This window comes from Bosea beijingensis (assembly GCF_030758975.1).
GTDB classification, from domain to species: Bacteria; Pseudomonadota; Alphaproteobacteria; order Rhizobiales; family Beijerinckiaceae; genus Allobosea; species Allobosea beijingensis.
The window spans coordinates 4,842,810-4,855,106 of sequence record NZ_CP132359.1 but is presented as its reverse complement, the minus strand read 5'-3'; the positions used below and the strand labels follow the sequence as shown (position 1 = coordinate 4,855,106).

General features: G+C 67.1%; 11 protein-coding genes. 10 read left to right on the top strand and 1 reads right to left on the bottom strand.

What is annotated here, in order from left to right; all coding sequences use genetic code 11:
* The first annotated feature begins 13 nt into the window (after nucleotides 1-13).
* The 8 genes from Q9235_RS23215 (at nucleotide 14) to Q9235_RS23180 (ending at nucleotide 8,701) form a co-directional block, all read left to right on the top strand.
* Complete coding sequence (locus Q9235_RS23215) at nucleotides 14-955, top strand: ABC transporter permease (protein ID WP_306224142.1); 942 nt, start codon at nucleotides 14-16, stop codon at nucleotides 953-955.
* 8 nt (nucleotides 956-963) lie between these two features.
* The gene (locus Q9235_RS23210; RefSeq protein WP_306224141.1) at nucleotides 964-1,818 is read left to right on the top strand and encodes an ABC transporter permease; all 855 of its coding nucleotides are present in this window, start codon (nucleotides 964-966) and stop codon (nucleotides 1,816-1,818) included.
* Nucleotides 1,815-2,627 carry an ABC transporter ATP-binding protein gene (locus Q9235_RS23205; protein ID WP_306224140.1) on the top strand — a complete coding sequence of 271 codons (813 nt, stop codon included), beginning with the start codon at nucleotides 1,815-1,817 and terminating at the stop codon, nucleotides 2,625-2,627. The genes Q9235_RS23210 and Q9235_RS23205 overlap by 4 nt, the downstream gene beginning before the upstream one ends.
* Complete coding sequence (locus Q9235_RS23200) at nucleotides 2,624-3,583, top strand: ABC transporter ATP-binding protein (protein WP_306224138.1); 960 nt, start codon at nucleotides 2,624-2,626, stop codon at nucleotides 3,581-3,583. The genes Q9235_RS23205 and Q9235_RS23200 overlap by 4 nt, the downstream gene beginning before the upstream one ends.
* Nucleotides 3,584-3,756: 173 nt before the next feature.
* Nucleotides 3,757-5,265, top strand: coding sequence for a M81 family metallopeptidase (locus Q9235_RS23195; RefSeq protein ID WP_306224137.1), 1,509 nt, complete (start codon nucleotides 3,757-3,759; stop codon nucleotides 5,263-5,265).
* A gap of 31 nt (nucleotides 5,266-5,296) precedes the next feature.
* The gene (locus tag Q9235_RS23190; RefSeq protein WP_306224136.1) at nucleotides 5,297-6,835 is read left to right on the top strand and encodes an ABC transporter substrate-binding protein; all 1,539 of its coding nucleotides are present in this window, start codon (nucleotides 5,297-5,299) and stop codon (nucleotides 6,833-6,835) included.
* Nucleotides 6,836-6,878: 43 nt separating this feature from the next.
* The gene (locus Q9235_RS23185) at nucleotides 6,879-7,757 is read left to right on the top strand and encodes an ABC transporter permease (RefSeq protein ID WP_306224135.1); all 879 of its coding nucleotides are present in this window, start codon (nucleotides 6,879-6,881) and stop codon (nucleotides 7,755-7,757) included.
* Nucleotides 7,754-8,701, top strand: a complete 948-nt coding sequence (locus Q9235_RS23180) for an ABC transporter permease (protein ID WP_306224134.1) — start codon at nucleotides 7,754-7,756, stop codon at nucleotides 8,699-8,701. Before Q9235_RS23185 ends, Q9235_RS23180 begins: the two co-directional genes overlap by 4 nt.
* A 5-nt stretch (nucleotides 8,702-8,706) precedes the next feature.
* On the opposite strand, the gene Q9235_RS23175 is transcribed toward Q9235_RS23180, so the two are convergent.
* Nucleotides 8,707-9,498, bottom strand: a complete 792-nt coding sequence (locus Q9235_RS23175; RefSeq protein WP_306224133.1) for an IclR family transcriptional regulator — start codon at nucleotides 9,496-9,498, stop codon at nucleotides 8,707-8,709.
* A 134-nt stretch (nucleotides 9,499-9,632) separates the two neighbouring features.
* On the opposite strand from Q9235_RS23175, the gene Q9235_RS23170 reads away from it, so the two are divergent.
* Both Q9235_RS23170 and Q9235_RS23165 read left to right on the top strand, forming a co-directional pair.
* Nucleotides 9,633-10,949 (top strand): aspartate aminotransferase family protein, encoded by a 1,317-nt coding sequence (locus Q9235_RS23170; RefSeq protein ID WP_306224132.1) that lies wholly within the window; start codon nucleotides 9,633-9,635, stop codon nucleotides 10,947-10,949.
* Nucleotides 10,950-11,102: 153 nt separating this feature from the next.
* Nucleotides 11,103-12,296 carry a CaiB/BaiF CoA transferase family protein gene (locus tag Q9235_RS23165; RefSeq protein WP_306224131.1) on the top strand — a complete coding sequence of 398 codons (1,194 nt, stop codon included), beginning with the start codon at nucleotides 11,103-11,105 and terminating at the stop codon, nucleotides 12,294-12,296.
* The last annotated feature ends 1 nt before the right edge of the window (nucleotide 12,297 follow it).

The following is a 12,297-nucleotide window of genomic DNA, read 5'->3' as shown; positions in this document are numbered from 1 at the left end:
CGGAGGCCTGCCGATGACGCGTTTCGTCCTCGGGCGTCTCGCCTGGATGGCCGCGATCCTGCTCGGCGTCTCCTTCGTCGCCTTCATGCTGATGCGGGCTATCCCCGGCGATTTCGCCATCGCGGCGGCAGGCTCACAGAGCGTGGCGCCGGAGGTTCTCGCGACGATCCGGCGCGACCTCGGCCTCGACCAGCCCTTGATGGCGCAATATCTGAGTTGGCTGGGTGCGGCGCTGACCGGCGATTTCGGCAAGTCCTTCGTCACCCGCCAGCCGGTGCTCGGCGAATTGCTGAACAGGCTCATCGTGACCGTCCAGCTCACGCTCCTTGCCGCGGTCATCGCGGCGGTGATGGGTGTCGTCTCCGGGCTCGCGGCGGCGCGGCTGCGGGGCGCGACCGACTGGCTGGTCCGGCTCTGGAACGGACTGATGCTGGCGGTGCCGAACTATGTCGTGGCGACGCTGATCGTGCTGCTCTTCGGGCTGTATTTTCCCGAGATCACGGTGCTCGGCTACACGCCGTTTCTTGAAAGCCCGCTCGGCAATCTCGCCAGCCTTCTGCTGCCGGCCTTCGCGCTGGCGCTCGCGGTCTCGGTGACCATCGCGGAGAATACGCGGGCTGCCGTGCTCGAAGTCGCCAACCAGGATTTCGTCATGGTCGCCCGCGCCAAGGGGCTGACCCCGGCCGCGATCCTGCGAAACTACCTGATGCGCAACGCACTGACGCCGGTGATCACCGCCGCCGGCCTGAAGATCGCGGCGTTGCTCGGCGGCAGCATTCTGGTCGAGACCATCTTCGCCATCCCCGGCATGGGGCAGTACCTGTTCGATTCCATCAACAGCCGGGATTATCCGGTGATCCAGGCGATCGTGCTGGTCGCCGCTGGTATCGTCGTGCTGGTCAACACGATGATCGACATCGCCTATGCCCGCGTCGATGCACGGGTGCAGATGTGAGCGGCGCGATGCAGGACAGCGCGCCGGTTGCGACACCGCGCAAAGGGGCGGGGATCACACAGGGCTGGCTCTTGCTCGGCCTCGGCCTCGCCATGCTGGCGGCAATGCTGGTGCTGACGATCTTCGCGCCGCTGGTCGCGCCGTACAGTCCTTCAGCCACATCTCCGGATTCGCTTGCGCCGGCCAGTGCCGCGCATTGGCTCGGCACGGATTCGATCGGGCGCGATGTGCTGAGCCGCCTGATCGTGGGTGGGCGCACGACGCTGCTCATTACCGTCTCGGCCGTGCTGATCGCGCTGGTGGCGGGGCTGATCCTCGGGCTGGCGGCCGGCTATCTCGGCGGGCGGACCGACGAGGTCATCATGCGCCTGCTCGATGTCGTCTTCGCCTTCCCGGTGCTGCTCCTGGCGATCGCGGTGGTGGCGGCGCTGGGGCCGACCGTTCCCAACCTGATCCTGACCATCGCCATCGTCTACACGCCGGCCATGGCGCGGGTGGTCAGGGCGCCGGTGCTCAGCGTCAAGCAATGGGACCATGTCGAGGCTGCCCGCAGCGTCGGCATGAGCGAGATGCGCCTCGTGCTGCGCCATATCCTGCCGATCGTGGTCTCGCCGATCCTCGTCGCGACGAGCCTGACGCTGTCGCAGACGATCTTCACGGTGACGGCGCTGTCCTTCCTCGGCCTCGGACCGCCGCCGCCCGATCCGAATTGGGGCGGCATGCTTTCGGAGGCGCGCCAGTTCATGGAGCTGGCCCCGCTGACCGTGGTCGGTCCGGCGCTGGCGATCGTCTTCGCGACGCTGACCTTCATCATCATCGCCAATGGCTTGCGCGAGGTTCTCGACGTGGGAAGCGTGCGATGACCGGCCCGCTGCTCAGGGTGCGCGACCTGACCGCGACCGTGACCACGCGCCGCGAGGTGATCCAGGCGGTGCGCGGCATCTCCTTCGACATCAATGCCGACGAGGCGGTCGGCTTCGTCGGCGAATCAGGCTGCGGCAAGAGCGTCACCGCCAAGGCGCTGATGCGGCTCGCGCCTGAGGGGGCATCGATCGGGCTCGGCGGTTCCGTCGCCTTCTGGGGGCAGGAGCTGCTCGGGCTCGGCGAGGACGAAATGCGCGACCTGCGCGGCCGGCGCATCGCCATGGTCTTCCAGGACCCGATGACCTCGCTGAATCCGGTGATGAGCATCGGTGCGCAGATGGGCGACATGCTGCGCCGCCATCTCGGCCTCTCCGTGAGGGACGCGCGCGAGCGCAGCATCGAACTGCTCGCACTCGTCGGCATTCCCGATCCGGCGCGGCGCATCGACGATTTCCCGCATCAGTTCTCGGGCGGGCAGCGCCAGCGCGTGCTGATCGCCATCGCTATCTCCTGCGAGCCTGACCTGCTGATCGCCGACGAGCCGACGACTGCGCTCGACGTCACCGTGCAGGCGCAGATCCTGCGCCTGCTGATGCGGCTCCGGGAGGAGCGCGGCATGGCGCTGATGCTGATCACCCATGATTTCGGCGTTGTCGCCGGCATGGTCGACCGGGTGAACGTGATGTATCGCGGCGAGATCGTCGAGGCCGGGCCGGTCGACACCGTCTTTGCCGAGCCGCAGCACGCCTATACGCGGGCGCTGCTCGATGCGGTGCCACGCCTGCAAGGAGCGGGGGGCCCGCGATGACGGAGCCGTTGCTGCAGGTCCGCGATCTCTCGGTGCTGTTTCCGGCGCGGCGCGGGGCGCCGCCGGTCAAGGCGGTGGAGCGCCTCTCCTTCGAGATCGCGCCGGGCCAGACGCTCGGGCTCGTCGGCCAGTCCGGCTCGGGCAAGACAACGGCGGGACGCGCCATTCTCCAGCTCCAGAAGGCGAGCGAGGGCTCGGTCAAGCTGATGGGGCAGGAGCTGACGACGATGCGTTCGGGCGAATTGCGCCGGATGCGCCGGCATATGCAGTTCGTGCTGCAGAACCCCTATTCAAGCCTGCATCCGCGCATGACGATCGGGCAGATCCTGAGCGAGCCCTTGCAGGTGCATCGCTCGGTGCCGGGCAACCGCATCCGCGAGCGTGTCGAAGAGCTGCTGGAGTTGGTCAATCTCGATCCCGCGATGGTCAGGCGCTATCCGCACGAGTTCTCAGGCGGGCAGCGCCAGCGGGTCGTCATCGCCAGGGCGCTCGCGGTCAATCCCGATTTCGTCGTCTGCGACGAGCCGGTCTCGGCGCTCGATGTGCGCACGCAGGCGCAGATCGTCGCGCTCCTGCAATCCCTGCAGGAGAAGCTCGGCCTGTCCTATCTCTTCATCGCGCATGATCTCGCGATCGTCAGGGAGATGGCGCATCGCGTCGCGGTGATGTTCCGTGGGCGGATCGTCGAGATGGGCAGCGGGGACCAAGTCTATGACAGCCCGGCCCATCCCTACACCCAGCTCCTGCTCGATGCGGTGCCGGTGCCTGATCCCTCACTTCAGCGCGAGCGGCTCCGGCGCGCGCCGCCGGATCTGCGCTTCCTCGACGGCGATGGCGGTGCTTGCGTCCATGGCGTCGATCATGCGCGGGACGGAACGTCCGAATGGCACGAGGTCGCGCCGGGGCATGGTGTCTCGTGCCGCTACTGGCCGAAGCAGCAGAGCGCGGCAGCGTGATGGGCTGTTCCTTCGGGTGGAACATTCAATCCTTGACGCGAAATATCTGCGGCAACTACGTTTTTGACGATACTGCCGGCCTGAAAATGCAGCCGGGAACGATGCCCTGAAGTCCGAGAAACCGCTTCGCCCGGCATCGGCCGGAGCAGCGGTTGCAATCCGGGAGGATGCCCGTGCGTTTGGCGCTGATCCACATCGTTCAGGAGACGAACGACTTCAATCCGCTGCTGACGACGCTCGCCGATTTCGAGGCTTTCGGCCTCGTCGAGGGCGAGGAGATCGCCCGGCAATTCGGCGAGATCGGCCAGATCGGCGGTCATTACGCGGCTGTGAAGGAGAGCGGGCTCGCCATCGAGACGATCCCGATCATCCGGGCCTGGGCCGTGGCGGGCGGGCGCATTTCGCGCGAGGCTTTCGATTTCTTCCAGGCGAAGATCCGGGCCGGGCTGGAGACGGTCGGGCCGATCGACGGGCTCGTCCTGCATCTGCACGGCGCCTGCGCGGCGGAGGGCATCGACGATGTCGAGGGCGAACAGGCCGAGCTCTGCCGCAAGATATTGGGGCCGGACGTGCCGATCCTGCTCGGGCTCGATCACCACGCCAATGTCACCCACAAGACCATGGCCAATTGCACCGCGATCGTCGGGCACCGCACCCAGCCGCATGACGTGTTCGACACCGGCAAGGTCGGCACCGAGGTGCTGCTGCGCATCCTCACCGAGAAGTGCAGGCCGGTCATGGCCTGGCGCAAGATTCCGCTGCTCTCGCATCAGGAGCAGTTCCTGACCTCGAAGGGGCCGATGAAGATCTGGTTCGACCGGGCCCGCGCCATCGAGGCCGACCGGCGCGTGCTGCAGGCCTCGAACTATCCGATGCAGCCCTGGCTCGATGTCGCCGAGGGCGGCTGGTCGACGATCGTGGTCACCGATGGCGATCAGGCTTTGGCCGAGAAGCTTGCGGACGAACTCGCCGATCTCGCCTGGTCGATGCGCGACGACTTCCAGATACGCGAGGCGGTGTCGATTGATGACGCGGTGCGCAAGGCGGACGCGGCCGAGCGCGGCATGGTCGTGGTCAGCGACACCGGCGACACCGTCTTCGGCGGCGCGGCCGGCGACAGCAACCTGCTGCTGGAATCGATGTTGCGGCTCGGCATCAAGAGCAAGGCGCTGATCCCGCTGATCTCGCCCAATGCCGTCGCGACGCTGACGGCGGCGGGCGAGGGCGCCGAGGTGACGCTGCCGCTGGGGGGTGATGCGGCGACCGCCTTCTTCAAGCCGCTGACCGTGACGGGCCGCGTGCGCAAGCTCGGCGGCGGCTCGATTCCGCTCAACTTCAACCACCAGCCGGAGGTCGACATGGGCCGCGTCGCGGTCTTCGATGTCGGTCCGGTGACGCTGCTGATCTCGGAATTGCGCGGCGTCGCGGGCAATGTGCCCGATGTCTACGAGGCCTTTGGCATCGACCTCTCCGAGTACAAGATGGCCGTGCTCAAGACCGCCTCGAATTTCCAGTATTTCGACCGCATCGCCTCCGGGCTCGTTCGCGCCGATACGCGCGGGCCGGGGCAGTCGGACGTGTTCACCTTGCCGTGGCAGCGGATTCCGCGCCCGGTCTATCCGTTGGAGACAATAAGCGACTGGCGGGCGCATTCGTCCCAGCCGGGAGCGGGGAAAAGCTGAGACGAAACCAACACAACAAGAGGGGAAAGCGATGACAAAGCTGTCGCGACGTCAATTCGGCATCACCGGCCTTGCGCTGGCGGGCGCATCCCTGGCGGGAGCGTTTCCAGCCTCCGCCCAGCAGCTCAAGGGCGGGAGGCTGCGCGTCGCCGTGCTGAGCGAGCTGGCGAATTACGATCCGCAGCAGCTCTCGACGGTCAATTTCCACGTCATCAAGAACCTCTATGACAGCCTGATCGAATACACGCCGGAGGGGAAGCCGGAGCCGAGCCTGGCGACGGAATGGACGATCGCGCCTGACAAGACCTCTGTGACGCTGAAGCTGCGCAGCGGCGTGACCTTCCAGAGCGGCACGCCGTTCAAGGCCGATTCCGTGCTGGCGACCCTGCAGAAGGGCGCCGATCCCAAACGCGGCAAGAACGTCTTCGCGACGATGTCGATCGTCAAGGACTGGTCGGCCCCGGACGATTCCACGGTGACGATCAATTTCAAGGCGCCGGTGCCCGAGCGCCAGATCCTCGACCTGCTGCAGTTCCTGCTGCCGATCGACCCGAAGGGCATCGATACGGTCGAGACCGTGCCGGCCGGCACCGGGCCCTACACGCTGGTCAACCGGGCCGTCGGTCAGAGCCTGACGCTCAAGGCCAATCCGAAGTACTGGCGCGACAAGCAGCCGATCGTGCAGGATCTCGTCTTCACGGTGTTCAGCGAGGATGCCTCGGCGAGCGCGGCGCTGGAATCGGGCGCGGTCGACATCGTCTATAACGGTTCCTCGCGCAGCGCTGTCCGGCTCAAGAATGCCGGATTCCAGGTCTTCGCCGGGCCGGGGCCGTTGGTGCAGGTCTTCCGTATCAATTCGACCCGCGGACCATTCCGCAACAAGGCGTTCCGGCAGGCCTTCAACCACCTGATGGATCGGGCGAGTATCCTGCGCGTCGGCTATGCCGGGATGGGCAAGGTCGTGGCGCTGCCCTGGGCCCCGGCGAGCCCGGCCTATGACGAAAGCTACAACGCGACCTATGCCTATGACCTTGAGAAGGCGAAGAAGCTGATCGCCGCGTCAGGTCTCTCCGCCGACGAGGTCAAGAACTGGAAGCTCCTGGTCAACGGCAGCGACGAGTCGTCCGTCGCGATCAGCCAGATCGTGCAGGGCTCGCTGCAGAAGATCGGCCTTCCCGTCGAGCTCGACATGCGGCAGGGCGCGGAATACGTCACCGCGCTGCTCGGCGGCGATTTCGCGGCGACCTTCGGCGCGGTCGGCAACGTCCAGAAATTCCCGTCGCGCGTCGCCACCAACTCGATCTACAGGACCTCGGGCAATCCGGTCCTGAAGGACCCGCATCCGCATCCCGATTATGTCGCGGCGATCGCCAGGGTCGATGGTGCGTCCGGCGGCGCGGCCGAGGTCAAGGCGGCCTATGACAACCTCAACAAGGTCATGGTCGAGGAGGCCTTCGGCATCCCCACGAACTCCTACGATGTCGGCCTGATCGTCGCCTCCGACAAGATCGGCGGCGTGACGCTCGATATCGACAACCTCTTCGTCGCGCGCACCATCGGCTTCAAATGATGCGGCTTGACGGGGCCGGGCGGCGCGAGCGCGGCGCCCGGCTATGATGGAGACGTTGGCCCGGATGAAAGGCCTGCTGCGCCGGCTGCTAGCCCGGCGTGGCGCGGCCCTGGGGCTCGGCTTCCTCGTGCTGGTCGCGTTGGCTGCGGCTTTCGCGACCGTGCTGCCTTTCGACCCGCTGTCGCAGAGCGTCGCGGCCTCGCTGCTGCCACCCTCGGCCGAGAACTGGTTCGGCACCGACGAGCTTGGCCGCGATATCCTGGCCCGTGTCATCTATGGTGCGCGGACCTCGCTGGTCACCGCAGTCGGCGCAGTTGTCATCGCGGCGCTCATCGGCGTGCCGGTCGGGCTTGCCGCCGGCTTCTATGGCGACTGGCGCGATTCCCTGCTGATGCGCTGCATCGACGTGCTGCTGGCGCTGCCGAACATCCTGTTCGCGATGGCGCTGATCGCCGTGCTCGGGCGCAGCCAGGGTGCGGCGCTGATCGCGGTCGGCATCGCCGGCATTCCGGGCTTCGCCCGCATCGCGCGGGCGCAGGTCATGGCTCTGCGCCAGCTCGACTTCGTTACGGCGGTGCGCGGCTTCGGCGGCAGCCCCGGCTACATCATGTTCAGAACGATCCTGCCCAACGCCTTGAGCCCGTTGGTGGTGCAGGCGATCGTGCTGGCCTCGATCGCCATCCTGCTGGAGGCGGCTCTGGCCTTCCTCGGGGTCGGTGTCCCCCCGCCGACGCCGAGCTGGGGCGAGATGCTGCGCACCGGCAAATCCTATCTCTACGAGGCGCCGACCTATGCGGTTTTGCCTGGCATCGTGCTGACGCTGACGATCCTCTCGCTCGACACGATCGGCCGGGCGCTGACCGCGATTCTTGACCGCGACGAGACCGATGCCAGCGGCGAGATCATCGGGGGGCGGCGATGACGGCTTATGTCCTGCGCCGCCTGTTCCAGATGCTGCCGGTGCTGCTGCTCGCCTCCTTCGCGATCTTCGCGATGATCTATGCCGTGCCCGGCGGGCCGGTCGCGGTGATCGTCGGGGAGAATGCCGGGCCGGAGGAGATCGCCGCCGCGATCCAGCGCTACGGGCTCGACCGGCCGATGGTGGTGCAATATCTGGATTGGCTGGGCCGCGCGGCTACGGGCGATTTCGGGCTCTCGCTGCATAGCCGCCAGCCGGTCCTGCAACTGATCGGCGAGCGCTTGCCGGCAACGTTGCAACTGGCGCTGGCGGCAATCTTCGTCGCGCTCGTCATCGGCATCCCGGTGGCGATCGCGAGCGCCGTGAAGCCGAATTCCTGGCTCGACCGCCTGCTCAGTGGCTGGAGTGCGCTCGCGCTGGGCGTGCCGACCTTCTGGCTCGGCATCCTCCTGATCCTGCTGTTTGCGGTGGAACTGCGCTGGCTGCCCTCGGCCTCGCGCCACGTTCCATTCTGGGAGTCGCCGGTCGATGCTTTGCGCAGCCTGGCGCTGCCGGCGATCACGCTCGGCACCTATGTCTCCGGCATTCTGGCGCGGTTCCTGCGGGCGTCGCTGATCGGAGAGGCGCGGGCCGATTACGTCCGCACGGCGCGGGCCAAGGGCGTGCCTGAAAACCGCATCGTCGGCTTCCACATCATGCGCAACGCGCTGCTGCCCTTCGTCACCATCGTCGGCTTGATGATGGCGAATTTCATCGGCGGGGCCGTGGTGACGGAGGCTGTCTTCACCTATCCGGGGCTCGGGCGCCTGCTGATCCAGGCGATCAGCACGCGCGACTATCCGCTGATTCAGGGCTGCATCCTGGTGATCCTGGTCGCGTACATGCTGATCAACCTCACGGTCGACATGCTCTATGCCTGGATCGACCCGCGGATCGAATACCGATGAGGGCGCTAACGCAGGTCCGCGGTCGGGCGCGAGCCGAGATGGGTCGAGATGCCGGCTGCGACCTCGCGCAGACGAGTCCCGACCTTGGCCGCCAGCGAATGCGGCATCCGCATGAGGGGCGCGGAGATGCTGAGCGCCGCGACGGGATAGCCGTCCTCGTCGAGTATCGGCACGCCGACGCACATCGCGCCGTCCTCGTTCTCGCCCATTTCCGTGGCGTAGCCGGTGCGGGCGACCTGCCGGAGCTGCCGCTCGATCTCCTCGCGCTCGAGCAGGGTGCGGCCGGTGCGTTCGGTGAGCGGCAGGTCGAGTTGCCGCTGCCGTTCCGCCTCGGGCAGGAAGGCCAGGATCGCCTTGCCGAGTGCGGTCGAGTGCATCGGGTGACTCTCGCCGATGCGGGCCTGCATCCTGAGCGAGCGGTTGGCCTCGATCAGGTCGATATAGACGACCCTGCCATTGCCCTTGACCGCGAGGTTCACGGTCTCGTTGAACTCCTGCATCAATTCGATCATGGCCGGGCGGGCCAGCTCGCGGACCTTGCTGACGCTGGCATCCGCGCGGGCGATGGATCGCAGTTGCGGCCCGAGATTGTAGCGGTCGGTAGCGCGGTTGTGGTCGAGGAAACCGGCTGCCGTCAGCGTCTGCAGATAGCGGAAGGTCGTCGTCTTCGGAATCTTGAGCTCCTTGCTGACGGCGGTGAGCGCGATCTCGTGGCCGTGGCGGGCGACCAGCTCAAGCACCTTCAGCGCCTTCATCACCGGCTGCACGACATAGGGGTTGTCGGTTTTCTTAGGCATGGCCGCTCCGGTGGTCGGGCTCGCTTCAGAGCCAGCATGGCCAAGGCCAACGAATTCCGCAAGACGAAACCGCTGTTCCTTTACGCGGAGCGGGCGGTCTGGTCTGGTCGAGCGCAACAGCAGGAGGCAACGCAGTGACAGACACTGGCAGCCAGCAGGCGGGCGCTCTGCGCTTCGACGAATCCGCCCGGCAGATCGCGGCGAATGCGCGTTTCATCGCGGGCGGCGTGAACAGCAATTTTCGGTTGGGCATGCAGCCAGGGCCGCTCGTCTTCGAGCGCGGCGAGGGCGCCTATCTGATCGATGCCGATGGCAACCGGATCATCGACTATTACTGCGGCATGGGCGCGACCGTGCTCGGCCACACGCCGGCTGGCGTCATCGAGGCCGTGAAGCGCCAGGCGGAGAAGGGCATCCTGTTCGCAGGCCAGATGCCGATCGAGGCGGAAGCCGCGCAACTGATCTGCGAGCGCATTCCCTCGGCGGAACGGCTGCGCTTCGGCTCATCGGGTTCGGAGGTGGCGCAGGCCGCGATGCGACTGGCGCGTGCGGCCACCGGCAAGCACACCATCGTCAAGTTCGAGGGGCATTATCACGGCTGGTTCGACAACATCCTGTGGTCGACCGCGCCGGGGCTGAACGCGGCAGGCCCGGAGGAGGCGCCGACGCCGGTGATCGGTAGCAAGGGCCAGGACCCGGAAGCGGGCGCGGGGCTCTCGATCCTCGGCTGGAACGATCTCGCGGCGCTGGAAGCCCGGCTCGCGAAGGGCGATGTCGCCGGCGTGCTGATGGAGCCGGCGATGTGCAACCAGGGCGCCATCGCGCCTGCGCCGGGCTATCTGGAAGGTGCGCTCGCTGCCTGCCGCAAGCATGGCGCGATCCTGATCTTCGACGAGGTCATCACGGGCTTCCGGCTCGGACGCGGCGGGGCGCAGGAGCGCTTCGGCGTGACGCCGGACCTCACCTTGATGGCGAAGGCGATCGCCAACGGCTTCCCGGTCGCGGCGATTGCGGGCCGGGCCGACCTGCTCGACCTCTTCGCCGACGGCGTGCTGCATGGCGGCACCTTCAACGCCCAGCCGGTCGCGATGGCGGCGCTGGTTGCGACACAGAAGGCGCTGACGCCGGAGCATTACGAGCGCAGCTCCGCCCATGGCCAGCGCTTGCAGGACGGTATCCGCACCATCCTGAAGGAGGCGGGCATCAAGGCACAGGTCGCCGGCTTCCCGCTGATGTTCCATGTCGCCTTCGGGCTCGACGCGCCGGCGCGGAACTACCGGGACGTCGCGCGGGCCGATAAGGCCGCCTATAGCCGCTTCGCCCATGAACTGCTGAAGCGCGGCGTGCGCGTGCTGGAGCGCGGCGCCTGGTTCGTGTCGTCGGAGCATGATGCGGCGGTGGTCGATGCGACGCTGGCCGCGGTGCGGGACGCGGCGCGGGCGGTGGCGTAGCTCCGACAACGAGGGAAACCCAGGCAGCGCCCGGCCTTAAGCCGGGCGCGCTTTCTTTGTCATGCGCTCTGTTCCTGCATGCAGCATGCACGGCGCCATTGACCGCGCCGCACGCCGTACCGGATAGTTCGCTCCGAGAGGGAGCGAAGACCGATGCCGCAGCCGAGACCGTCCACCGCGCTTGCCGGGCTCAAGGTGCTGGATTTGACGCGGGTGCGTGCCGGGCCGACCTGCGTGCGCGTCTTCGCCGATTTCGGGGCGGACGTGATCAAGGTCGAGAGCCCGCCGGGGCTCGATCCCAACGAGAACATGAGCGGGCCGCGCCTCGGCTACGACATGCAGAACCTGCATCGCAACAAGCGCTCGCTGGCGCTGAACCTCAAGACGCAAGAGGGCAAGGCGATCCTGATGAAGCTCGTCGACGAGGCCGATCTCGTCGTTGAGAATTTCCGGCCGGACGTGAAGGAGCGGCTCGGGCTCGATTTCGAGACGCTGCATGCGCGCAATCCGCGCCTGATCCTGGTCTCGATCTCCGGCTTCGGCCAGTCCGGCCCATACCGGACGCGCGCCGGCTTCGACCAGATCGCGCAGGGCATGGGCGGGATGATGTCGGTGACCGGCCTGCCGGGACAAGGGCCGGTGCGGGCCGGGATCGCGCTCGCCGATTCCTCGGCCGGCCTCTATGGCGCGGTCGGCGCGCTGGTCGCGCTGCAGGAGCGGGCGGTCTCGGGGCGGGGGCAATGGGTGCAGACCTCGCTGCTCGAAGCCCAGATCGCGATGATGGATTTTCAAGCCGCGCGCTATCTCGTCGAGGGCTCGGTGCCACCGCAATCGGGCAACGATCACCCCTACCAGACGCCGATGGGCGTCTACCGGACGCGCGACGGCGCGATCAATCTGGGCGTTGGCGGCGAGGAGCAGTGGCGCGCCTTCTGCCGGGCGATCGGACGGCCGGAATGGGGCACCGATGTGCGCTATGACAGCTCGGAGAAACGCTTCGCCCGCCGGCCGGAATTGCGGGAACTGATCGAAGAGATTTTCGCCGGGGCGGACAGCGCCCATTGGCTGGAGGCGATGGAACGCAACAGCGTTCCGGCCGGGCCGATCTATGCGGTCGACGAGATGTTCGAGGACCCGCAGGTGCGCCATCTCGGCATCGCCAAGCCGCTGAACCATCCCGAGCTTGGCGATATCCGCCTGATCGGCCAGCCGGTGACGCTGTCGCGCACGCCGGCCGATGTCGCGACGCCGACGCCTGCGGCCGGTGCGCATAACGACGAGATTCTGGCCGATCTCGGTTATGACGAAGCCGGGCTCGCGCGCTTGCGGGCCGATGGCGTGATCTGAC

Excerpts from the sequence above, each read along its gene's own strand:
- Q9235_RS23205 (WP_306224140.1), top strand. The coding sequence starts at position 1,815 with ATGACCGGCCCGCTGCTCAGGGTGCGCGACCTGACCGCGACCGTGACC.
- Q9235_RS23210 (WP_306224141.1), top strand. The coding sequence starts at position 964 with ATGCAGGACAGCGCGCCGGTTGCGACACCGCGCAAAGGGGCGGGGATC.
- Q9235_RS23180 (WP_306224134.1), top strand. The coding sequence starts at position 7,754 with ATGACGGCTTATGTCCTGCGCCGCCTGTTCCAGATGCTGCCGGTGCTG.
- Q9235_RS23215 (WP_306224142.1), top strand. The coding sequence starts at position 14 with ATGACGCGTTTCGTCCTCGGGCGTCTCGCCTGGATGGCCGCGATCCTG.
- Q9235_RS23165 (WP_306224131.1), top strand. The coding sequence starts at position 11,103 with ATGCCGCAGCCGAGACCGTCCACCGCGCTTGCCGGGCTCAAGGTGCTG.
- Q9235_RS23175 (WP_306224133.1), bottom strand. The coding sequence starts at position 9,498 with ATGCCTAAGAAAACCGACAACCCCTATGTCGTGCAGCCGGTGATGAAG.
- Q9235_RS23190 (WP_306224136.1), top strand. The coding sequence starts at position 5,297 with ATGACAAAGCTGTCGCGACGTCAATTCGGCATCACCGGCCTTGCGCTG.
- Q9235_RS23200 (WP_306224138.1), top strand. The coding sequence starts at position 2,624 with ATGACGGAGCCGTTGCTGCAGGTCCGCGATCTCTCGGTGCTGTTTCCG.
- Q9235_RS23185 (WP_306224135.1), top strand. The coding sequence starts at position 6,879 with ATGATGGAGACGTTGGCCCGGATGAAAGGCCTGCTGCGCCGGCTGCTA.